At 51.0% G+C, this 23,018-nt stretch carries 23 protein-coding genes and 1 other RNA gene; 9 read left to right on the top strand and 15 right to left on the bottom strand.

The annotated features are described in order from the left end of the window. Positions 1 to 94 precede the first annotated feature (94 nt). On the top strand, positions 95 to 1,162 hold the full coding sequence (locus F3F93_RS08040) for a PD40 domain-containing protein (RefSeq protein WP_176958666.1): 1,068 nt from the start codon (positions 95 to 97) through the stop codon (positions 1,160 to 1,162). A gap of 147 nt (positions 1,163 to 1,309) precedes the next feature. On the opposite strand, the gene F3F93_RS08035 is transcribed toward F3F93_RS08040, so the two are convergent. The 3 genes from F3F93_RS08035 to murJ are packed head-to-tail and all read right to left on the bottom strand — an operon-like array spanning position 1,310 to position 3,960. Next, positions 1,310 to 1,558 (bottom strand): hypothetical protein, encoded by a 249-nt coding sequence (locus tag F3F93_RS08035; RefSeq protein ID WP_176958665.1) that lies wholly within the window; start codon positions 1,556 to 1,558, stop codon positions 1,310 to 1,312. Continuing rightward, on the bottom strand, positions 1,559 to 2,371 hold the full coding sequence (locus F3F93_RS08030) for a 3'-5' exonuclease (protein WP_176958664.1): 813 nt from the start codon (positions 2,369 to 2,371) through the stop codon (positions 1,559 to 1,561). Between the two features lie 2 nt (positions 2,372 to 2,373). Beyond that, positions 2,374 to 3,960, bottom strand: coding sequence for a murein biosynthesis integral membrane protein MurJ (gene murJ / locus F3F93_RS08025; RefSeq protein ID WP_176958663.1), 1,587 nt, complete (start codon positions 3,958 to 3,960; stop codon positions 2,374 to 2,376). Between the two features lie 141 nt (positions 3,961 to 4,101). Here murJ and rpsU point away from each other — a divergent pair, with 141 nt between their 5' ends. From rpsU to rpoD, 4 genes are all read left to right on the top strand, one after another. Then, complete coding sequence (gene rpsU / locus F3F93_RS08020) at positions 4,102 to 4,317, top strand: 30S ribosomal protein S21 (RefSeq protein ID WP_176958662.1); 216 nt, start codon at positions 4,102 to 4,104, stop codon at positions 4,315 to 4,317. Positions 4,318 to 4,551: 234 nt separating this feature from the next. Further along, complete coding sequence (locus F3F93_RS08015; RefSeq protein WP_176958661.1) at positions 4,552 to 4,989, top strand: GatB/YqeY domain-containing protein; 438 nt, start codon at positions 4,552 to 4,554, stop codon at positions 4,987 to 4,989. Between the two features lie 51 nt (positions 4,990 to 5,040). Next, positions 5,041 to 6,774 carry a DNA primase gene (gene dnaG, locus F3F93_RS08010; protein WP_176958660.1) on the top strand — a complete coding sequence of 578 codons (1,734 nt, stop codon included), beginning with the start codon at positions 5,041 to 5,043 and terminating at the stop codon, positions 6,772 to 6,774. A 4-nt stretch (positions 6,775 to 6,778) separates the two neighbouring features. Beyond that, on the top strand, positions 6,779 to 8,758 hold the full coding sequence (gene rpoD, locus F3F93_RS08005; protein WP_176958659.1) for an RNA polymerase sigma factor RpoD: 1,980 nt from the start codon (positions 6,779 to 6,781) through the stop codon (positions 8,756 to 8,758). A 65-nt stretch (positions 8,759 to 8,823) separates the two neighbouring features. Here rpoD and F3F93_RS08000 read toward each other — a convergent pair whose 3' ends face one another. From F3F93_RS08000 to cutA, 7 genes are all read right to left on the bottom strand, one after another. Beyond that, complete coding sequence (locus F3F93_RS08000; RefSeq protein ID WP_176958658.1) at positions 8,824 to 9,618, bottom strand: YmdB family metallophosphoesterase; 795 nt, start codon at positions 9,616 to 9,618, stop codon at positions 8,824 to 8,826. Beyond that, on the bottom strand, positions 9,603 to 10,187 hold the full coding sequence (locus F3F93_RS07995; protein WP_194335008.1) for a 5-formyltetrahydrofolate cyclo-ligase: 585 nt from the start codon (positions 10,185 to 10,187) through the stop codon (positions 9,603 to 9,605). Before F3F93_RS07995 ends, F3F93_RS08000 begins: the two co-directional genes overlap by 16 nt. A 41-nt stretch (positions 10,188 to 10,228) precedes the next feature. Continuing rightward, a non-coding RNA gene (gene ssrS / locus F3F93_RS07990) (6S RNA) lies at positions 10,229 to 10,406 on the bottom strand. Then, complete coding sequence (locus F3F93_RS07985) at positions 10,392 to 10,685, bottom strand: cell division protein ZapA (protein ID WP_176958657.1); 294 nt, start codon at positions 10,683 to 10,685, stop codon at positions 10,392 to 10,394. The genes ssrS and F3F93_RS07985 overlap by 15 nt, the downstream gene beginning before the upstream one ends. Next, the gene (locus F3F93_RS07980) at positions 10,682 to 10,966 is read right to left on the bottom strand and encodes a hypothetical protein (RefSeq protein WP_176958656.1); all 285 of its coding nucleotides are present in this window, start codon (positions 10,964 to 10,966) and stop codon (positions 10,682 to 10,684) included. The genes F3F93_RS07985 and F3F93_RS07980 overlap by 4 nt, the downstream gene beginning before the upstream one ends. A 65-nt stretch (positions 10,967 to 11,031) precedes the next feature. Then, positions 11,032 to 11,787 (bottom strand): cytochrome c biogenesis protein CcdA, encoded by a 756-nt coding sequence (locus F3F93_RS07975; RefSeq protein ID WP_176958655.1) that lies wholly within the window; start codon positions 11,785 to 11,787, stop codon positions 11,032 to 11,034. Positions 11,788 to 11,790: 3 nt separating this feature from the next. After that, positions 11,791 to 12,132 (bottom strand): divalent-cation tolerance protein CutA, encoded by a 342-nt coding sequence (gene cutA, locus F3F93_RS07970; protein ID WP_176958654.1) that lies wholly within the window; start codon positions 12,130 to 12,132, stop codon positions 11,791 to 11,793. 76 nt (positions 12,133 to 12,208) lie between these two features. Between cutA and acs the strand changes: the two genes are divergently transcribed. Further along, positions 12,209 to 14,167, top strand: a complete 1,959-nt coding sequence (acs, locus tag F3F93_RS07965) for an acetate--CoA ligase (RefSeq protein WP_176958653.1) — start codon at positions 12,209 to 12,211, stop codon at positions 14,165 to 14,167. Positions 14,168 to 14,292: 125 nt separating this feature from the next. After that, a complete protein-coding gene (locus F3F93_RS07960) occupies positions 14,293 to 16,935 on the top strand; it encodes a hypothetical protein (RefSeq protein ID WP_176958652.1) in 2,643 nt (880 codons plus the stop codon). A 44-nt stretch (positions 16,936 to 16,979) separates the two neighbouring features. On the opposite strand, the gene F3F93_RS07955 is transcribed toward F3F93_RS07960, so the two are convergent. Continuing rightward, entirely contained in the window at positions 16,980 to 17,426 is a 447-nt protein-coding gene (locus F3F93_RS07955) for a TerB family tellurite resistance protein (protein ID WP_176958651.1), read from the bottom strand. A gap of 88 nt (positions 17,427 to 17,514) precedes the next feature. Between F3F93_RS07955 and F3F93_RS07950 the strand changes: the two genes are divergently transcribed. Further along, positions 17,515 to 17,700, top strand: a complete 186-nt coding sequence (locus F3F93_RS07950) for a hypothetical protein (RefSeq protein WP_176958650.1) — start codon at positions 17,515 to 17,517, stop codon at positions 17,698 to 17,700. A gap of 34 nt (positions 17,701 to 17,734) precedes the next feature. Next, positions 17,735 to 18,235: a hypothetical protein gene (locus F3F93_RS07945; protein ID WP_241697044.1), complete on the top strand. Its 501-nt coding sequence runs from the start codon at positions 17,735 to 17,737 to the stop codon at positions 18,233 to 18,235. Positions 18,236 to 18,741: 506 nt separating this feature from the next. Here F3F93_RS07945 and F3F93_RS07940 read toward each other — a convergent pair. The 4 genes from F3F93_RS07940 to F3F93_RS07925 all read right to left on the bottom strand — a co-directional run bounded on the left by F3F93_RS07940 (position 18,742) and on the right by F3F93_RS07925 (position 23,003). Further along, entirely contained in the window at positions 18,742 to 19,416 is a 675-nt protein-coding gene (locus F3F93_RS07940; protein WP_176958649.1) for a hypothetical protein, read from the bottom strand. 415 nt (positions 19,417 to 19,831) lie between these two features. After that, positions 19,832 to 20,530 carry a hypothetical protein gene (locus tag F3F93_RS07935; RefSeq protein ID WP_176958648.1) on the bottom strand — a complete coding sequence of 233 codons (699 nt, stop codon included), beginning with the start codon at positions 20,528 to 20,530 and terminating at the stop codon, positions 19,832 to 19,834. A 71-nt stretch (positions 20,531 to 20,601) separates the two neighbouring features. Beyond that, positions 20,602 to 21,585, bottom strand: coding sequence for a hypothetical protein (locus tag F3F93_RS07930; protein ID WP_176958647.1), 984 nt, complete (start codon positions 21,583 to 21,585; stop codon positions 20,602 to 20,604). Positions 21,586 to 21,719: 134 nt separating this feature from the next. Next, positions 21,720 to 23,003, bottom strand: a complete 1,284-nt coding sequence (locus F3F93_RS07925) for a hypothetical protein (protein ID WP_176958646.1) — start codon at positions 23,001 to 23,003, stop codon at positions 21,720 to 21,722. Positions 23,004 to 23,018: the final 15 nt, after the last annotated feature.

Genomic DNA, 23,018 nt, shown 5'->3' with positions numbered 1-23,018 from the left:
TCTCAATGAATAAATATTCATCTTTGATCCATTTTTCATTTATACCTACAGGCGCATATTGCGCCATCTTTTGACCTCAGGAGGGGATTATCTCATGCGACAGATTACAATGCTCACTCTGGCTCTACTGGTTGCTGCTCCTGCAGCCCATGCGGAAAATGTACTTGAGTGGCTGGAGTCATCGGCCAACGCGATCAGCAACAAAACAGCCCACGCGCCTGCAGATAGTGCCGAACTGCTGACACTGGAGAACAAAGAGAGTGAGATGTATCCGCAGCCCTCTCCGGACGGCAGGTATCTTCTGACCCTCTCGCATCAGGGCAAGCACGCCTCGATCAGCCGCCGCTACAGTGAAAATGGTGATCCGGCCAACACGGTTATCGCCAATGATGTGCGGGCACTGGACTCCTCAGGCTGGAAAGATGAGGGGCATATCTACTACCTCTCAGATCGCGCTGGCGGCCTCGGCCTGTGGGAGAAGATATCCGATGGCGAAGGCATGCAGCGCCGCATCCAATCGCTGCACGGCGCCCTCACCCAACCACTGGTACTGGCCGATGAGTCAATTATTGCTGTGCGCATGAGGCCCATTGACTATAAAAAGAAGATTACGAACAAAAGTAAACATGATGATTTTAATAACTGGCAGGTAGCAGGATTCACTTCTGAAATCGTTCGTTTTAACCGGGATGGTTCTGAGCACGTACTGGCGGAGGGTATCAATCCGGCCCTCTCACCGGATGGTAAAAGCATTGTGTTTGCCATGCAGGCAGGGCGCAGCATGCATCTGTTCCGGATCAACACCGATGGCACCGATCTGATTCAGGTCACCGATGCCAGGAGTGTCGATGTGCAACCCTCCTGGAGTAATGATGGCCAATGGATCATCTTCACCTCCAATCGTGCTGATGCGGACATGCGTAAAAAAGAGAAATCACAGTGGGATATCTGGGCTATCGGCAGTGATGGCCGCAACCTCACCCAGATCACTCGTGATACAGCCCGTGATGGTGCTGCCCGCATGGGCAAGGATGGTCGTATCTATTTCCACTCCGATCGCGCTATCAGCAAGGAGATGCTTAACCAGCATCAGGTCAAATCAGCAGCAGCCCACAGCTTCCACATCTGGACTATCGGCTGGCCAACAGCTGCTCAACAGTAAAATCCAACCCCGATTATCAGAAGGCCCCGCATGGGGCCTTTTTTTATTATCATCAAAATCACTTGTCTTGATAAACATCCAACCCTCACATGTTGATCCGGCCTCTGTCGAAGCCTCTCTGAAGCGATTGGAAGAAGGTCGCTTCTCCTATGAATCGTTGATAGCGGACACTTTGAGGCACTGCAGTGCCCTCTTATGTGCCAGTGCAATCATCTTTTTACTGTACTGGGTTTTGGGTGGCTTGATACCGAACTGCTCAATGATCATGTCCAGCACAACAGGGTCGGAATCACCATCGACCAGCTCACTTAAGGCAGCCTTGGCAAATCGTTTGCGCCTTGTCAGCTCAAAGATACGCAGTGCCCGGGCCAGATAGATATGGGGTTGATGCTTCAATCAGCGAGCCAGCAGATCCCAGGCCTGCAGATATTCACCAAGATGAGGACGGGAATCGGATTCTGTTTCGAGATAGTTGCGGATACCGATCAGGGTGCGGGCATATGCACCTTCAGTCAGTGCACCGCAAAAGAGCTGCTGGCGCAAAAAGATCAGCATCGTCGATAAGACATCGGTTTCGCAGTAGTTACGGATTGCTTGAATCTGCCCCGTCTCAAACATTTCACGCACATTCTCCCCGGCGGTATCCAGTTTGCCGGGCACATTAAACACTGCCGCCACCTCATCCATTGAGCAGCGGGCCGAGGCTCCGAAATCGGAGAGCACTTCGATCAGATCGCAGTGATACTCTCTGGAGTAGCGGGAGTCATAACCGTTCCATTTATCACCCTGCGTAAACCAGCGCGGGCATGAGAGACCATGTGCCATAGCCCGGTATTTCAGTACCGGCACATCAAAACCGCGACCGTTAAAACTGACCAGTTGCGGTGCACGCGTCTCAATCAGATGGAAAAAGCCCTCCAGCATCTCTCGCTCACTGCTTTTTGCTTCGCCGCCGGTAGCCAGCCTGCGCATCACCAGCTCCCCCCCCTCTTCACCCGGCTCATGGATCAGATGGCCATAGGAGATGGCCACCACCTGATGAAATGGCTGACGCGGGAAGTCGTTACGACCATCAGTCTTCTCAAGGAAGTAGTCGGAGAGGGTATCACGCGCTTCGAAATCATTGAGATCAGGCAGGCGCAGTATCCGCCGCGCACTATCGGCATCCACCACCGTTTCAATATCGAATACGATCACATCACGACGCATGCTTATTTCCCTCTTCTTAAGAAGCGCATCAGCAGCTCCCGCTCACCCAGTAGTAAAGCAGAAATCAGGAAAACTGCGATGCCACCGACCACTGCCATAGCGACCCAGCCAAACTGAATGGCACCGCCATCAACAGGGAAGACCCAGACAAGGTTGTTAAAAAGATAAAGTCCGGCAAACATCAACAGGCTGGCAATGGTTGCGGTGATCAGGCGGCGCGCTGTTTTGTCACTGAACAGTGAGCCGTAGCTTTTACTGAGCCTGATATAGAGCAGCACCACATTCACAAACGCTGCCAGCGAGGTGGCCAGCGCCAGTCCCACATAACCCCAGAACTGCATCAAGATCACCGCCAGCACAATATTCACTGCCACACTGATTGCTGCATATCGCATCGGTGCCTTGGCATCCTTCTCAGCATAACAGGCGGTGGCCAGCAGGCGCACCCAGCAGAACGCGATCAGTCCGACTGCATAGGCCTGCAGTGTGGCTGCAGTGGCAATACTATCGGCATGGGTGAATGCACCACGTTCAAACAGCGTCACAATAATGGGTTCGGCAAGATAGATCGCACCCACCACACACGGCAGTGTAATCCATGTCAGCCAGGCAAGCCCTGAACGCAGGTCATCTGCAGCTGCATCCTGATCCCCTTTGGAGATATGTCCGGAGAGCGCTGGCAGCAGTGCGGTACTCATGGCGATACCAAACAGTGCCAGCGGCAACTGCACAATGCGATCAGCGTAGTAGAGATAGGAGACCGCTCCGCTCTCCAGCAGCGTGGCCAGAATCGTGCCGACAAGGATATTGATCTGTACCGCAGCAATGGCCAGCACAGCAGGGCCGAAAAGACGCATTGTTTCAGCAATCGCATCCTGTTTGAAATCAAAGCTGATGCGCGGTACCCAGCCGATCCGTTTCAGGGCTGGAAACTGGATCAGCAGTTGCAGGAAACCACCCAGCAACACTCCGATAGCCAGAGCCATAGCAGGACTTTCAAAATAGGGGGCAAGCACAATAGCGGCAAAGATAATGGCCACATTCAGCAGTGCCGGACTTGCTGCCGGTACAGAGAACTGTTTATAAGTATTAAGAACAGCCCAGGCCATTGCCGCCAGCGAGATCATCGCCAGATAAGGGAACATCCAGCGGGCCAACTGCAAAGCCATAGCCCAGCGATCCGCCTCATCGGCAAAGCCGGGCGCAAAGAGATAGAGCAACCACGGCATCAACAGCATGCCAAGCAGCGTAAAGCCGGTTACGGCAAATAGTAGCAGTGTCGCCAGCGCATTAAGGAAGCGGTGGGCATGTGCCTCACCCTGCTGGCGCTGATCAGAAAGCACCGGCACCAGTGCCACAGTCAGCGTGCCCTCGGCAAACATACGACGGAAAAAGTTGGGCAGCTTGAAGGCGACAAAAAAGGCGTCGGCAATCGGTCCTGCTCCGAGAATACGGGCCAGAAAGATATCCCGGACAAAACCGAGGATACGGGAGAGCATCGTCCAGCTCCCCACCTTGGATGCGGCCCGAATCAGGCCTGAAGAGCGCCTGTTTTCAAGCTGATTTGACTTGTCATTTTCTATCGCCATAATCCGTCGCCCTTTTCTAATGCACCCTAACCGGTGCGCTGCGAGCCTAGCGTCGCAACGGGAGAAGGGCGAGCCTGACGGTAGCCCGTCGCTAAAGGCCACAGTTTTTTGGGAATGAACCCAAGGGGGTGATGTTTTTACATGCCAGGAATTAGAGTTAATTCTGATGAGCCGTTCGAAATCGCGCTTAAGCGTTTCCGTAAACAGGTTGAAAAAGGTGGCGTCATTTCCGAATGCCGTCGTCGTGAGTGCTATGAGAAGCCTTCTATCGCTAAAAAGCGTAAGGAAGCTGCTGCACGCAAACGTTTAATGAAGCGCCTTCGCCGTGTACGTATGCGCGAGAACCGCGACTACTAAACAGAGGCTTGTGTATGTAAAACAGATAAAATGCCGGGCCTTATGGTCCGGCATTTTTCATTTATAACTTAAACTTTTTACCACATTGAACACAGACGAAAAAAGAAGATGCATACTGAGTTCATGTGAGCATAATAATGATCTTCTCTGGAATTTATTTTGACTCTCTTTGTGCCCTCTGTGTCTCTGTGGTGATCATAATTCTGGATAGACCATCCCATTTCGGAGTATTCCATGCTGCAACAGTTAACCGATGATATGAAAGCCGCCATGAAATCAGGAGACAAGCTCAAACTCTCCTCAATTCGCATGCTGCGCGCCGCGATCAAGAACAAGGAGATCGAGGTCGGTCATGAACTCAGTGAGACAGAGGCACTGGATGTTGCAGGAAAAATTGTGAAACAGCGGCTGGATGCTGCAAATCAGTATGATGCGGCTGGTCGTGCTGAACTGCGCGATAAAGAGCTGGCTGAGGCCGCTATCTTTCAGGCCTACCTGCCTGAGCCGCTCTCCGATGAAGCGCTGACTGCGCTGATCGATCAGGCCATTGCCGACACCGGTGCAACAAGCATGCGTGATATGGGCAAGGTAATGGGCATTGTAAAAGCCAAAGCAGAGGGACGCGCCGATATGGGCAAACTCTCCGGCATTGTTAAATCCCGGCTGGGCTAAAAAACCCTGCAAACCTTGCAATTTAAGATATTAGCCACTACATAATAACCTATGGCCAACTTTCCACCTTCATTCCTTGATGAGGTGCTTTCGCGCACTGATATCGTTGAGATCATTGCGCGCCATGTGGAGCTAAAGAAGTCCGGTTCCAATCTGATGGGCTTATGTCCTTTCCACCATGAGAAATCCCCCTCCTTCTCCGTTTCAGCGGATAAGCAGCTCTACTACTGCTTTGGTTGTGGCAAAGGCGGTGGCGCATTCCAGTTTCTCATGGAGCATGACGGTTACCCCTTCCCGGAGGCTGTTGAATATCTGGCTGAAAAAGCGGGCATGGAAGTCCCCAAAGAGACACAACGCCAACCCGGTGATGAGGAGCGACAGAAAAAGGCCTACGATCTGCTCGCCCGTGTTTCGGATGTTTTTGCCAGCGCGCTGTATGGCCCCAGCGGTGGCAAAGCCGTTGAATACATCCAGCAGCGCGGACTGCCCGAAGCCATCGTGCGCAGCTACGGTTTGGGTTACGCACCGGCTGGTTACGGTTTTATACAGAAAGCGATCGGCAGTGATAACCGCACCAACGCCCAACTTGAGGCGATTGGCCTGCTGTTTAAGGGCGACCACGGCTATGGTGACCGCTTCCGCGACCGGCTGATGTTTACCATTCGTGACCGGCGTGGCCGCGTTGTCGGGTTTGGTGGGCGCGTGCTTGGTGAGGGTGAGCCGAAATACCTTAATTCGCCTGAAACCAGCTGGTTTCATAAATCCGATCTGCTTTATGGGTTCTCAGAGCATCGCGACACCATCAGAAAAGAGAAACAGCTGCTGATCGTTGAAGGGTACATGGATGTGCTGGCACTGGCTGCCTACGGCCTGAAAATCGGCCTGGCACCACTGGGCACGGCCATCGGCGAAGGTCAAATTCGCGAGATTTTCCGACTCTGCGACACACCGGTCTACTGCTTTGATGGCGATCGTGCCGGTCGTCAGGCGGCCTGGCGGGCGCTGGAGAGAATGATGCCACTGCTCAAAGCAGAGCTCTCACCAAAATTTCTCTATCTTCCTGATGGTGAAGATCCCGATTCACTGCTTGCCAAAGAGGGGGCTGATGCCTTCCGTGAAAGAATGAAAGAGGAGTCAAAGCCAGTGCTTGAAACCTGGCTGATGGGGTTGAAGCTGCTTGCCGGTCAGGGTGCAGAGGGGCGCGCGCGCATGGCCAAGAAGGCCGATGCCATGCTTGCCACGATGACCGACAGCTACCTCGCACAGGCGTGGCGACAGGAGATTGAACAGACCACCGGCATCTCCTTGAAACAGCAGCGCAGGCAATCATCAGCCACCCCTTCAACCCGGGCAGCAGATGAGCCTGTAAAACTGAATGAGATTGAAGACCGCTTTCTGGCCGGTCTTATACAGAAACCTGAACGTTTTCGAGATCTCCCCGACATTGCAAACAACTTTTTCCTTGACAAAGGAAGAGTGAAATCGTTATACATGCGGGCTTTTTCGATAATAGCGGACGCCGAAGACAACAATACCGACATCGCGAGACAACTGGCACAGGAATCCCCTGAAGACCAAACATTGATTTCTCGCTGGGTGAATCAGGCAACCGTCCAGGATATTGAATACGAAAGTCTGTTATTGGACATGGAATCCAATGATATTCGTTGGCGTTTGAAGCGCGGACCGGATCTCAATGAGTCGGTACTGCTGCAGAAACGTTTAAGAGAGCTGCAGAGCCAACAACGTAAACTTACTGAACTGTTGAACGAAACGGGAGCATAACCGCATGTCGAAGAAACCAGAGCAAGTTAACATCCGCGAACTTGGAAGCCTGATGGCTAAAGGCAAGCAGGCCGGATACATCACCTATGATGAGCTCAACAAACATCTGCCCGAAGATCTGGTCTCTGCCGATCGTATTGAGCAGCTGATTAACGTCTTCACCGAAATGGGTGTTGAGGTGGTTGACCCCGAGCGTGCACCTACCGGTGCTTATGCCATGCGCAAGGATCGCCTGCGCAAAGAGGACTCAGCACTGCGTGCCGACACCTCACAGCTGGGAACAGTAGTCCGCATTGATGATCCGGTACGTATGTACCTGCGCGAAATGGGCACCGTAGAGCTATTGACCCGTGAAGGCGAAATCGAGATTGCCCGCCGTATCGAAGAGGGCCGCATGCAGGTGCATGAGGCGATCTGCCTCTGCCCATCCACCTTCCGTGAAATCATGCTGCTGGGTGAGCGCATTATCGAAATCCGCGATGAAGCGATTGAGACCGGCGAAGAGCCAAACTTCCGAGACATCATTGATGTTGATGAAAAAGTAGTGAATGCCGCAGCAATTAAAGAGTATGAAAATCGCATGAGCCGCAGTGAAGATGAGGATGATGAGCCTCTGGATATCGAGCCCAAGCTTGATGGTGAGCAGCTCTCTGAAGCAATCAAGGCGCGCACTGCCACACCTGACGGTACGCCGATGATGGAGACCATCATCACCAAGGAGGAGCAGCTGGAGGAGGCACTTGGCCACTTTGCCAATGCCAAAGAGTTCCACGACAAGTTTATCGCCGTGAAAAAACAGCTGGCCAAGAAACCTGATGATCCGGCACTGCTTGCCAAGAGCCGTGAAGTCCTTGATGGCATGTTGATGGAGCTGGTAAGCATTCCTTTCTCACCTCGTCAGCTTGATCAACTGGTACAGCGCTTTAAAAATGCTGTTGAACGCGTGCGTCGCTTTGAGCGCACCATCCGTGATTTTGCACTGGCTGCCAAAATGCCACGTAAGATGTTCCTTGAAACCTTCCCTCCGAGCGAAACCGATGAGCGCTGGGTTGATAACATCATCAAAAACAACAAGGAGGCTGCCTGGGCTGAAGGCCTTGAAGCGATCTCGGGCAAAATCAAAGAGAATCAGCGCCGCCTGAAACGCGTTGAACAGGAGACCGAGATGGAGGTTGACGAGCTGAAAGATGTGGCTCGTAAACTGACCATGGGCGAAGCCAAGATGCGTCAGGCCAAGCGTGAGATGATCGAAGCGAACCTGCGTCTGGTGATCTCTATTGCCAAGAAGTACACCAACCGTGGACTTGGCTTCCTCGACCTGATTCAGGAGGGCAACATCGGCCTGATGAAAGCGGTTGAGAAGTTTGAGTGGCGTCGTGGTTATAAATTCTCCACCTATGCAACATGGTGGATTCGTCAGGCCATCACCCGCTCGATTGCCGATCAGGCACGCACCATCCGCATTCCTGTACACATGATCGAAACGATCAATAAGATGATGCGTGTTTCCCGTCAGATTGCCCAGGAGATCGGTCGTGAACCGACTCCGGAAGAGCTGGCTGAACATCTTGAGCTGCCGGTTGAGAAGGTGTTGCAGATCCTTGAGGTGGCCAAAGAACCGGTATCGCTTGAAACACCGATCGGTGATGATGAAGACTCCCAGCTGGGTGATTTCGTAGAAGATGAGAATGCCGAGAATCCACTGGATGCAGCAGTCAGTGCCGCACTGGCTGAGGCTACGCTGGAGGTTCTGGAGAATCTTACCGATCGTGAGCAGAAGGTACTGCGCATGCGTTTCGGTATCGGCATGAACACCGACCATACACTGGAAGAGGTGGGTAAACAGTTCGGCGTGACACGTGAGCGTATTCGTCAGATTGAAGCCAAGGCACTACGCAAGCTTCGTCATCCATCACGCGCACAGAAGCTGAGAACCTTTGCTGATACGCCTGAATCGGCCATGCAGGCAGAATCACTTCGCTAACAGCGACAGCGCAAACAAAAGAGGGGGCCATAAAAGGCCCCCTTTTTTATGGTTCCAAAAGACAATCAGATCGCTGGAACATGGATCCTTTCAATGGCTACTGCTTTGCCTGTTACCGCATCAATGGTAACCATCGTGGCAAAGATACTTGCCCCCTTTTCCACTGCCTCAAAGCGCTGCGGCAGACGCTGCACCATACGATAGAGTGCCCCCTCCACCTGCATACCGATGATCGACTGGTAGGATGCGGTCATACCGATATCAGACTGATAGGCGGTGCCACTGGCATGCACAGTCTCATCACAGGTCGGTACATGCGTATGGGTGCCATAGACAAATGAGGCGCGCCCATCCAGATGCCAGCCCATACCCATCTTTTCACTGGTCGCTTCAGCATGCATATCGACCAGCACAATCGATACATCATCAGGAATCTCCTGCAGGGCTCTATCGGCAGCAGCAAAGGGGCAGTCCCACGGCCCCATAAAGACCTGACCGATCAGATTCACCACAGCGATCTTATGACCGCACCGGCTCTCTTTCACCGTCCAGCCGCGGCCGGGTGCATGCACACTAAAATTCATCGGTCGCACGAATCGATCATCCTCATCGATCAGATTGAGAAATTCACGCTGATCCCAGCAGTGGTTACCATTGGTGAGAACATCCACGCCAAGCCTGAACATCTCATCAGCCACTTTGCCGGTAAGGCCAAAGCCGTGGGCAAGGTTCTCACCATTGGCGACAGTAAAAGCGATATCATATTGATCAATGAGAGTCGGCAGATGATCAGCAAGTGCTCTGCGACCTGCTTTACCAATAATATCACCGATAACCAGCAGATTCAGCGTTTCGGACACCTGATAACTCCCTCTTCTGTAATAACAAAATCCATCGGCATATCATGCCCTTCAGCAGGCACTTTCGCGACCTCCTGACAGGAGAAAGCCAGGCCGATCACCTGATAGATCTCTTCTCTATGCTGTGAGAGCCAGAAATCGAAACAGCCCTTACCCATACCGAGCCGATTGCCATGGCGATCAAATGCAGTCAGGGGGCAGAGCAGTGTCGTAATGCCACTGTCGCCCTGCCAGATGTTATTGCCATCGGGCTCAAGAATACCGAACACACCGCGACGCCAGCTGCTCCGAGCCGTCACCTCATGCCACTCCATATGCTCATGATGGTGCGTCACCGGCGCAAAAAAACGCCGCTCCGCCATCGCAAACAGGCTATCGGTATTCACCTCCGAGGGCATGGCGCGATAGGTAAGGATCATATCGGAGAACTCGGGCTGAGCATTCAGGTGAGTCACAAGGTGTTGCTGAATCCCTGCTGAGTAACGCTGCCGATCATCAACAGAGAGCTGCTGACGCGAAGCCAGAGCCGCTGCTCTTAGAGCACCCTTATCAACAGGATCAATAGTCATTGGATATCAAAATGGAGGTGCAGATACAAAGGGAGGTTTGGGGCGCCCCCACGCTGGCGTCGTGGCAAACAGTCGTCGAACCCTCTAACAAGAGGTGGGCGCCGCACTCCAGCTTCAGGTATCCCGGTTACGGGACGCTCACGGCCAAAGTAGGTAGGCTCCCTTTCGACAAGTATCGGCTCAGGCAACATTTCTGCCATTCGATCAACGCAGGGGCGCTTTCGCTAAACCTTCTGCTTGTGATACTACTCCGTCAAATGCAGAGATCAAGGAATCCAGTCCCTCCACTTTACCCTCTTTATCTTTCAGCAGTTCACCTGCCAGATTCAGTGCTACAAGGGTAAGAAGGCGATCGGAACCGACGGTAGTACCCATCTGCCTGATCTCATCAATATGCTCCTGCACAAGGTTTGCAGCAGCAGTTACCTGACCAGGATCTTCATCGGTCATGATCGTAAATGAACGACCCATCAGGTTAATTTCAACATGCTGACTCATAAAGCCTCACCCTGATTGGAGATCAGATCATCGAGCTTTTCCATGGCGTGCTCAACACGAGCCTTGGCCTCAAGACGGCTGTTCTGCAACCCCTCCAGCTCACTCTCAAGCTTCTGCACCTGATCACGACGCTTGCGCAATTCGCTCTCAGCAATACGCACCACTTCACGCATGCGATGATTATCAGCAATAATTTTTTCCATATTGCGCCGAATTTCCGACAGATGATCGGCCAGTGCTTCGATGCGACTTTCAAGTGCTTGTTGGGGAGATTCATGCATAACGCTGATATTGAATCACCAGAGTGAATCAGGGTCAACCATTAGAAATGGCCGCCACATATTTATCACTGGGAAAATGCGCCTTCGATATCGGCCAGGAATGGAAACCACTCAATCAACCAGCCTGAAACCACACTGAAGCTGCCGAGAAAAATAAGCACGCCAACCACTATCAGCAACAGTCCGGATATCTTCTCGATCAGGTCAAAATGGTGTTTAAATCGCTGTGACCAGCGCAGGAAGCTATCGGTTGCCAGTGCCGCCAGCAGGAATGGAATGGCAAGACCCAGCGAGTAGGTGGCCAGAAGCATCACGCCGCGCAACATCTCAGCCTGAGCTCCGGCCACAGCAAGAATGGCTCCGAGAATCGGACCGATACAGGGTGTCCAGCCAAAGGCAAATGCCGCACCGAGGATAAGTGCGCCCATCCCATGCTTGGCATTCACGCCACCGGCGTCGAATCGCGCCTCCATCATCAAAAACGGAATGCGAATGATCGCTGCATAATGAAGACCAAAGATGACGATGATTACACCGGCAACCTTTCCGAGAATCGCCATATTACTCAGCATCCACTGGCCGATCAGTGATGCCGAAGCACCAAGGGCAATAAACACCAGGCTGAAACCGGCAACAAACCAGAGCGACTGGCTCAATGCATGCCTGCGCACTGAAGCATCAGCCCCGTCATGATGACGCAGCTCATTGACAGACACACCGGAGATATAGGAGAGATAGGCTGGAACCAGCGGCAACACGCAGGGGGAGAGGAAAGAGAGCAGCCCCGCCACCAGAGCCCCGGCATATGTAACTTCAATCATTCATCACTCCTGTGCATTCGTGCCGATACTAGCATCGACCTCCCCATAGACCCAGTCACCATACGCATCTGTTGCATCGAACTCTCTCCAGATCACCTCAGGCAATTCATATGGGTGCGCAGCAGTCAGATATAAAACCGTACTATCACGAAGCGAAGGGCTGGTTTTGATGGTCAGACAATACTCATCTTCCACCTCAAGCTTGCCCTGCCAACGGTAGATCGATCTGCCCGGACCGCTGATATGAACACAAGCGGCCCGCTGCATCTCTACCAGCGCTGTTGCCAGCTTCTCTGCTGCGTCCATCGTGCCAACACTGGTTTTAATAAGACAAACTTTTTGCATGCGCTATAATAACCTATTCACACATCAGCGAAAGCCTGTTGTCCAGCTATACTCAGCCTGTTAGAAATGAGTGCCAATGGAGGAGCCCATGTCTGAAGCGATCACTACTATTCTGGATGAGACCCGCATATTTAACCCGCCACAAGGGCACCGGGGTCACATTGCTTCGATGCAGGAGTATGAGGCCATACGGGCACAGTTCGAGAGTGATTCGGATAGCACATGGCGTGATCTGGCTCGTGAGCACCTGAGCTGGCAACAGCCATTCACCCGCGTCCTGAACAGTGAACATGCCCCCTTCTTCCGCTGGTTTGAGGATGGCAAGCTCAATCTCTCGGAAAACTGCCTTGATCGCCATGTTCAGGCAGGCCTTGGCGAACGCACCGCCATCATCTGGGAGTCCGAAGCCGGCGAGGTGCGCAACTACAGTTACAGGCAGCTGCTGCATGAGGTGTGCCGTGCAGCCAATGCCATGAAAGAGATCGGCATCAGGGCTGGTGATCGGGTGATCATCTATATGCCGATGATCGCCGAAGCCGCTATCGCCATGCTCGCCTGTACCCGCATCGGGGCTGTGCACTCGGTGGTCTTTGGTGCCTTCTCTCCACAGGCGCTACGTGATCGTATCGAAGATGCCGGAGCAAAACTGGTGGTTACCGCTGATGGCGGCGGCCGCCGCGGTGGCATCCACGCCCTCAAACCCAATGTTGATGAGGCGCTCTCCGAGGGCTGCCGCACCATCTCGCATGTGCTGGTGGTTCGCCACGCCGGCAACGAGATCAACTGGTCTGCCGGCCGTGACATCAACTGGCATGACGCCCTCAATGTTCAACCGGGCCATTGCGAACCGGCCTCGCTGGATTCTGAACATCCGCTGTTTATCCTCTACACCTCCGGTTCCACCGGCAAACCCAAGGGTATCCTGCACTCTACGGCCGGTTACCTGCTCTGGGCGCGTCTGACCATGCGCTGGAGCTTCGACTTCCGGCCTGAGCGTGATCTCTTCTGGTGTACCGCCGATGTCGGCTGGATTACCGGCCACACCTACTCTGTCTACGGCCCGCTGGCCAACGGCGGTACCACCGTGATGTATGAGGGTGTGCCCACCTACCCCGATCCCGGTCGTCTGTGGAAGATCTGTGCTGATCATGGCGTCACCATCTTCTACACTGCGCCTACAGCCATTCGCGCCCTGAACAAGGCCGGTGACAAATGGCCAAACAGCCATGACCTCTCGAAACTGCGCGTGCTCGGCACAGTGGGTGAACCGATCAATCCTGAAGCGTGGATGTGGTACCACAAGGTGATCGGTAAAGAGCGCTGTCCGATAGTCGATACCTGGTGGCAGACTGAAACCGGCGGCCACATGCTCGCTCCGCTGCCCTTTGCCACTCCGACCAAACCCGGCTCAGCAACCAAACCCCTGCCGGGTATCGATGCAGCAGTGGTCGATGAGGAGGGCAAACCGGTTAGTGAGGGCGGTGGCCTGCTGGTGATCCGCAAGCCATGGCCATCGATGCTGCGCGGCGTCTGGGGTGATGATAAACGTTATATCGCCACCTACTGGAAGAACTTTGGTGGTCGCTACTATTTTGCCGGTGATGGTGCTCGCCGTGATGAAGATGGCTATTTCTGGATCATGGGTCGTGTGGATGATGTGCTTAATGTATCCGGTCACCGACTTGGCACGATGGAGCTCGAATCAGCACTGGTTTCGCACGAGGCCGTTGCTGAAGCAGCCGTTGTCGGCCGCCCTGACGCCATCAAAGGCGAGGCGATCTGCGCCTTTGTCGTACTCAAATGTGAAGTCAGTGAAACACTGGCTGCAGAGTTGCGTGCCCATGTCGCCAAAGAGATCGGCGCCATCGCCAAACCCGATGATATCCGTTTTGCCGATAGCCTGCCGAAAACACGTTCGGGTAAAATCATGCGGCGCCTGCTCAGGGATATCGCTGCTGATCGGCCGATCACCTCAGATGTCTCAACGCTGGAAGATCAGTCAGTTGTAGAGCAGTTGCAAAACAGTCGGCTCTAGCAGCTACTGACCGTGGAGGCGACCTGAAAAAAGCACACCTGTTTCGTCACCCGGTAGGTATCTTCCCGCCGGGAGCCCGCTGGTATCTTGCATGGATCGCCATTCTCTCACTGCTCTGTGTAGCCGTGCACCTCTCTCTGCAGATACAGGCACAGGAACAGGCCGAAGAGGCTGTTTACAAGTGGGCGAAACGTGCTGATGTCGAGATTGGTGATGTGCGCTACCACCTGCTGCGCAACGGTCTGATCCTTCGTCAGATCAATATCAAACGAGGAAGCGATGCGCTTAATATCGAGCACATGCTTGTTCGGGCCGAGCCACAACAGCTAACCGGAGATAACCCGAAAATCGGCAGCATGCAGATCACCGGCCTGCATGCGCAGCTGCATCGCGATGAAACACTCTCGCTCTGGCAGCAGGAGAGACAGCTTCTACGCCTCTGGCAGGCAACCCATGCCATGATCATTGATGGTGGAGAACTCGCCATTTATCTTGATAATTCCAATCCTCCGCTGATTCTCTCCGACCTTCAGCTCTCACAACAGGCGCTTGGTGAGATGCGCAGAATCACGCTCACATCCAGAGTCAACGGTGCACCGGTTCAGGCTAGCTGGCTCAGATCGGCAGGGGGCGACGGAGAAGAGAGTGGCAGCGTAAGCTGGCGACATATCGACCTCTCCCAACTGACCAGGGCGGCGCACCCCGGCCCGAGCTCCGGCTTTCTCTCAGGCGAGATGGAGTGGCGCAGAGATGCGGGCGAAGCGGCGGCAATCTCTCTGCTTGGCGAGCTAAGGGTGAATCAGCAACATGACGAGAAGGCTCTGCACGCTTCAAAGCTGCAGTGGCAGGGTACCCATTCAGACAGCGGCTTAAAAATCGCCATACATACCGGTGGCTGGCAACTGGAAACATGGAGCCACCACCTCCCGATCATTGCAAACCGACAACTCATCGGCGCAAGACTCGATGGTGAACTGATCTGGCAGCGTGATGAGAGAGGCTCCCGTTTTAGCAGCCAACAGGGCAGCCTTGATCACCTCACCTTTGCACCTCTGGCGGATGAGAACCTTGGCAACTGGTCCATCGAAAAGCTGGATTATCACGATATGAGGCTGGACTCCGCCCGGCAGATATTTGCAGCCCGCGACATCAAACTCTCAAAGCCACTCATCTCCTACCAACCACAGTTACAGCGTCGTGCCGACAGGCAGGTGCTGGCTCAGCCCTGGCAGTACGATATCGACACGATTGAGATTGAATCTCTGAGTATGCTGCTTGCACTTGATTCAGGAAACATCCAGCTCTCGGAGCTCAATGGCAGCTGTTCAATCTCCAATACAGGTATAAACAGCATTATACTCAAGAGTATGAAGAACCGGGATGAGGATCCGGAGTGGCAGATCAGGGGAGAGATTGAAGGGCAGCATGGCAACTTCAATCGTGCGCAATTGAAGATAAAAGGGGCTCATATTCCGCTAACCCAACTGCGCCCACTGATTCCGCTCAAAGGCTCGGAGAGCGCCCCGTTGATGCTTGATGGTACAGCATCCCTCGCTACCGAGGCTGCTTTCAACAGTGGCGTCTGGCTGTTTCATGGCAGCGCCAGCAGTGAAAACCTGATTCTCGCCCATGCCGGCAGCCGCTGGATGGCTGAAAAAATATCAACCACCTTCGGCCCTGTCGGCACAGGTAGCGACAGCCAGCATATACAATCACTGGTCGCCGAAAACTGGCACTATATTGCTCCCCTGCAGCCGCTGCCGCCCTATCTGAAAAACAGGCGTGATACTGAAGCTGCAACCGGACAGCAAGCATGGTGGGCTGAAAATCTGGCTGCTGGCAAATGGCTGGTGGATGAGATTCTCTGGAAGAGTGGAAGTGTAAGCGTCGGACAAGCAGACGCCTACTGGCTCAAAGATGCGGAGCTTCAGCTCACCACCCTCTCACCGCAGAACCCCTCCGTCCTCTCACTACAGGGAGCGATGGGAGGCGGCCTGCTCAAGCTTGATGGCCAGTGGAGTCCGCTCTCCAGTTACGAACAGTTTCTCGGCACTATTACCCTTGAACATGCCACCCCCTTCTTCCTCTCTGAATGGATGGTCGCATCAGGCTTCCCTAAACCGATTCAGGGGCGAATTTCAGCCTCACTGAATATCAGGCAGGGTGAATCTGCAGAGCAGTATCTGGGCAACGTGCAGCTTTCGCTCTATCGCGTGAAGCTGGAGCATGCTGTCACAGCTAACGACCCTATGATCAATCGGGTCGGCTACAACAGCATCGATCTGCTTCACAGACTGGAGAATGAAGAGCGGGAGATAACGATCTCGTTGCCTCTTGGCGGAGAGTGGCAGCGTGAAGCACCCGACATGGAGGGCCTTGGCCTGCAACTGCAGAAGCAGCTGCAGGCGTTGGCTCAGCGCCCTGCTGCAGCCTCAGCAGCGCCTGAACAGCGCGGTGCGAAAGTGGCAACACGCATTCGACTGCATGAGTCCGGCAACCTCTCCCTGAATGAGCGTACCCGCCTGCGCAAAGTGCTGAAGAAGATGCATGAGGATCCCGCGCTGATTGTTGATCTAATCCCGAAATGGAGTGGTGAGAGTCTCAACTGGGATTCAATGCAGCGCATCGAGTATAGCCAGATGCTGATCGAGCGTTTTCTCAACCATCGCGGCATCAGCAAACAGCGCATCTTTCCTGCAGCCCCCACAGACAGGGATCGTGCCCGCGAAATCGCCTCGATCTGGGTTACACTCAACAGAATCGATTAGACCTTAACCGCCAAGCCGTGCTGCTGTTCCAAATCCGGGCAGCCCTAGAACATCATCTCGGCAGCAAGTTTCGCCTGAATAAACTGGCTGTGATGCAGCCCCATCAACTCGGCCATGCGCCTGAGAAGCTGCTCCTCATATGGGTCTACGTGCCCATCGGCCATCGCCACGCACCAGAGCTCAGAGAGAATCTCTTTGCGCTCATCGGTAGAGAAAGATTTTACCACCGTAGCGGTAAACTGATGCAGATCCAGCGCCTGCTCTGTCTCGATAGCAGCCACTTCAATCAGCTCATGCACCTCAGCCTTAGAGAGGCCAAAACGCTTCTCAATGGCCAGAACGATCTCACTGCGCTCGGCCTCATCCAGCTTCCCGTCCATGCGCATCACTTCAACCATCAGTGCAGTCACCGCCAGCGACACCTCATGCCGGCGCTTCTCCTGCGGCGTATCAGCAGCCCTTCTCCACAATGTCTGAAGCTTTTTGATCATGTTTGCCCCTTTGCATATTGATGCCGTGCAAGAAGCATAGGGATGAGATGTAGCTTGGCAATCGACCCATGAAGGTTAGCCTGCGCGGATGGTCCTTGCCCTATTCCTTATCTTCTCAATTCCTATCGGCTGCTTTGCCGCATGGTTCGGCTGGAAGGCTTATAAACTCGGCAGAAAAAGTATCGTCTTTGCAATGGCCTGGATCGCCCTCCTCTGCTTCGGCTCTGCTCTGCTCTTCGGTGCATGGGGTTACCTTTTCGCTACTGCGGCATAAAGCCTGACCGCACAAAATCGTCTATAGTAGAAGCATGCAGCAGCGTGTTCAGCTATATATTGGCCCGCAACTGGCCCGTTACGGATTCGGCGAAGGCCACCCCTTCGGGCCTGATCGTATGGATGCCTTCTGGCAGGAGACAATCAGACAGGGTTTAGACAAAAGGGTTTCGATTACCGCTCCAGTGATGGCGAATCGGCAAGCCCTTGAACGCTTCCACACGCCGGAATATGTTGATCGTGTCATCGCCTGCTCCGAATCTGGAAGCGGCTATCTCGACTACGGCGACACTCCCGCCTTCAAAGGCATCTATGAAGCTGCCGCAACGGTGGTCGGTACCGTACTGGCAGCAGCAGAAGAGGCTATCAACGGCAGCCATCAACGCTGTTTCATCCCCATCGCAGGCCTGCATCACGCCCGCCGCAATATGGCAGCCGGTTTCTGTGCCTTTAACGATGCCGGAGTCCTGATCGAAACACTGCGCAGTGAATATGGGATCAGACGCATCGCTTATGTTGAATTTACTAGGAAGTAAGTATCGGTTGCATATTTACCCATTTTTAGCCATCCACTTAGATTGACATAGGATTAATATTTGGTTGCACATTTCAGTCTATAACGAAAATGATATCTAACTGCGTTACGGGCCAACCTAGTCACCCATGATGATGGAAGAATGGCCAGTGGCACGGAATAGACGAAGGGCGACTTTCGGTCATTCGGGAAATATCGAAATATGAAAGTTTATCCCTAGTTTTCAAAAGAAATCTGCGAATGAGACTGTAAATCCAACTGTGTAAATATTTCAATCACTTAAAGCTGAAGTTTCAGACTTACAGTGTCAGTTAAGAGATGTTATGCATAACAACCCAATTTTCAACTAACGCCAGCGTTAACCGGTATGCCGTAATAGTGTTTATTTGTGCTATTTGAGTACAAAATAAACACTATTACGGCATGGCCGAGTTGAACGCTTTTATTATGTGTCGATTTCACCGCTCTTAAAAACCTTTGAGCGAAGCATCGATTTTTTTATGTAACTTAAGATTGGTTAGAAACTTTAATGTTGCCAAACATTCCAGTGTTAATAAGCAGGTTCCAAACCTTTTTCATAGTTAATCCTGTTTCTTGGTTTACAAAAAGCGAAGACCTACTTCCATGGGGTGAGCCTAAAAAATAAGGTCGCATTGTCTCCCAAGTTTCTCCGCATGTTGCCCATTCCCAGCAGGGTACTTCCTTTTGAAGCATAAGCGGGATTGCGACCGACGCGGGTATCATGCCATTATTGGAGATTGGTTTTATCCAATCACAGCGTACAAGTATAGGCGTGGCATGAGATTGATACATTTGAACATCAAGCCGTTCTGCCGTGATCTTCGCAAAAGGGTTATAAGGCAATGCTTCAACAGAATCCATGATTTCTTGACCATCATCATAAGGGCAAGTAATAAAAGCATTAACAAAATATCTAGTATGGTCTAAACCTTTATAACCGCAGCTGTCACTAGGAACAGTTGCCGGGGAGTGGTCGTTATGATGAGTAACTAATGGATGCCAAGAGGGGTAACTCTCAACAGCTGGGCCATATTTATTCACAATATCGAAAAGCTTATCTTCGCTTCGCTCTCTTTCGCCGGCTTCAATACCTCTCGGAATAAGATAATTTCTTACCGACTCAATTCCACTGCTAGCGGATTCATCTGCTCTAAATGCCATAAGTCTCTCCTTTCATCATTCAAAAACAACATGGTATCCATATTCTGCGCACAAAGCAACCACTTCATGCGCAGAATGTAATTGTTATGTTGTCTTGAGAGGGCCTTAATTAAATGCGATTGTTCAAACAAGCCATCTAATGAAATTATAGATAGCACTGGATATTAAGGTGAAAACAAGGAATTTAACCTTACCTGTCTGGGTGACATATAAACTTTTACAAAAGATTTCCGACTGTCCATTCATGGCCGAAAGCCTGACTCTCCACTCTGCCTGACGGATGCGTGCAGCGAGCTAGATCAATCAGCTCGACTGCGGAAAGGAGCGGTCATTGGCAAACGGCTGCTATCGGCCATTCAACACTTAAGAGATTAAATAAGATGCAAAGGCTTAATGGCGCAAACAATGTGGCGGACTATTCCCTCATGCTAGAAGGAACGTAAAGTCCGTGAGACTTGTCTTCTAACTCCGATAGCGGAGGGATTTCTTGCAGCCATTCTTCAAAAATACTGGTTGTTATTCGTTCTCCATGAATGCAAATTCCTGGTTCAACTCTTAATTCACCTTCCTTTGGTTGTATGTCGAGACCTTCTCGTACAATGCCTGCTAAGCTAAATTTTTTATTATTGGACCAAATTATTGGCCCGCCACTCATTCCCGATAAATTATTAATTCCCTTATGGTCCGAAATAGTATCTTCAAGTAAAAGGCCGCCATCTGCAGTGGTCTGAATGCTTGCCAGGCATGCTGCAATTTTTACGCTTAGGGTATTTAATTTGTTGCCTTTTTGGATAGACCGTTCTACTTCTGGATAACCGGATGCGATAACTGTTATTGGCAGCGTGTCTTTTCGTGTGAAGATAAGAGGCTTTCGGCCCAACCTAGTAATTGAATTAAGATTTACTCTTGCAATGGCAACGTCAGGTGCGGGTCTATCCTCATGCTGCGGGACTGGAGTAAGTCTGTAGTTAAAGTGGTGGTGAGTATTTCCGATCGGTGTATAAAAACCATATCCATCAATGGCTGGTTCTGCATCGTACTTTTCAAATTGCTCTTTTTGCCACTCGGTATTTTTATGATCTAGTGCTTCTAATACATGGTTGGCCTGCCACATTCATTACAGTCTGCAATTAATACTCGGTTGCTTTTTTTGTGTCAAAATTAGCCCCTAGCGACATCTACTCTTTAATTAATAAGCAGGTATATAGCGCCTACAAGAGCTTGCATTGTAGAGATCGTCAATTGCAAGAGACGAACTTTATTAACAGTTTTTGAATCAATGTTCTCACTGCTTGGCAGGAGATACACGATCAACATGGATGCAAACCCAAACAGATAGCTGAAAATTGAAGCTCCCATCCAATAATCAAAAACAAATAGATTAATCCCAACAAATAGTGGCGCGATATCAGTAAAAGAAACCTGTAAAGAGAACCACACAAGACAGACAGGTAATAGCATTATAATTAAACTAATGCCTAAACTTTTCGCTGCTGAATAAGTTGTATTATTCTCCTCAATATGGTTTCTAAGCAAAATATCCAATTTAAGAAACGTCAAAATTATCGGGCGTTTTTTCTCTTTTGCAGTTTCTGAAGCAGCGTGCAGGAACTTTTTAACTAGGTAAATAATTAACATTACTAATAATACAGGAAGAGCTGCTATAGTCATAAAGATTGCCGCCGCCCCTTTAAATAAGGTACACGCTCCTTCTGACAAGTCTGTTTTGCTCTGGTAATGGAGATCTTTTGTTATTGTATCAGATATTAGGTTTGAACCAATCGCAGCAGATATGAAAGGAACAAGATACAAAAAGTAATGTGTTTGAAGCTTAAACTTATTAGCTACCGCTTCCGATACGAACTCTTTTTTTAGAAAAAAGTCCAGATCAGCAGACAAGGTTTCGATAAACCAAAGACCAAAGACTGACGTGGCGATCAGCAACAAACCTGTAATCACCACTGTAGATTTCCCAGTATCCGAGTCCCGAATCAACCCAAGAATAACTACTAACAACAATATATATGACGACGCAAGAACAAGTAATGTCTGATTACTGAAAAGCGGATCCATCCGATAAGAAGCTTCAGTTGCAGCTTCAGCAAAAGTGCTTGAATAAAACAATAAAACAATCGGGCTCAAAAACCGAAACACATTTAACTGATTCATACAATCACCTCTCCCAAGTTCGGATAGCAGAATATGAGCACACCGAGTAAAAGCAATCTATGGAAAAAAGTTACCCTCTAAAAACAACCTTGTTTTGCTATCTCTCTACAGTTAATTTTTTCCTAGAGGAGCATCTAAGTTTTCACACGGTTCTCAAAAAACAGTGCCATAGTCTCTTCAACATCCTGCGACATTTTTGCTTCTAACGCAGGGTTCATTTTCTTCTCCTGTGGAATGGCGAACGGCATATACATTCGTGCCTTTAGTTTTATTATGGTTCGTATATATATCCTTGTTGTTTCTAGACCCGCATGACCAAGCTGCTCCTGAAGAATTTCCTGGAATGTAGTAGCAAGTCTCACGTCAGGTTCAATGTTATTTAACCTGCAATAGTTCCATAATGTGTGAGTTGCACCTGTATGCCTCAGCCAATGAGGACTAACATTAAGTCCCGTTGCTCGAAATGCCTCTTCGATCATATAAGGCTTAATTGGTGTACCATTCGCGTTCAACCATAAAATGTCCTCTGGCAATACACGCCCTTGACCGAAACGTAGCGTCGCATTCTTTCGCACCAAGTATTTCGACTCAAACAGTTCTTTTCGCTCTTGATAATATGGTTGAATATAGTCCTCATAAATCGACTGTAAGGTGAATGGGAAAACATCAATTTTGATCAGCTTATTACCTTTGGCTCGACACCTATATTTCTGCGTGTCGCCTCCAACTCTTTGGAACTCCGGCCAAACTTGGAAATAATCATTCAGGTCGTTTTTATGCAATGGCATTTCGCAGGTGTTGCTCACCCTGAGAAAGGTTTGCATCATAGTTTGAGCCATTACTGCATAGACAGGGTCAATTTCCAGCAACCGACTATACAGCTTTCCATAAATTTCGATTGATATCACACGATCTTTGTAGTCACTCGTAACAACCGTATTCTTGTGCCCTTCATCTTTGGAATAAGTAATACCATTATTTGATTTCGTATGGCTCAAAAAATCATCATTGCTATCGCCGTATCGCTTATGAACGGTTTGGCGGGGAAACCGAGCCTTGGTTCTGATGCCTTTCTTAGCTAAATAATCATAAAAGTCACGAAGTCTAGTGTGCCTGGAGTTAAAGGTTTCATTAGAGTTTTTCTTCGTTTGTTCATTCAGTATCGGAAGAATGTGGTCATGGTAATCAGCCTCGCAAAATTGAATACAATTGTGGGCTAGCGCCTCTAAAAACATCTTGAGGTCATAGGCGATTTGTCTCAGCGAACCCTCGTCGACTGAGGTCATATTTTCACGGATACGATCCGGATAAAAATACCGAACAACCAAATATTCCGCCAATTCCTTGAACAAGGTCACTCCGTTGATCCATGGAATAGGCACTGGGAAATTAGCCGTTTTAAAAAACTTGATTTCCATATTCAAACCCTAAAA

The organism is Mariprofundus sp. KV (assembly GCF_013387475.1).
Classification (GTDB): Bacteria; Pseudomonadota; Zetaproteobacteria; order Mariprofundales; family Mariprofundaceae; genus Mariprofundus.
This window is presented reverse-complemented; position numbering and strand designations above follow the sequence as displayed.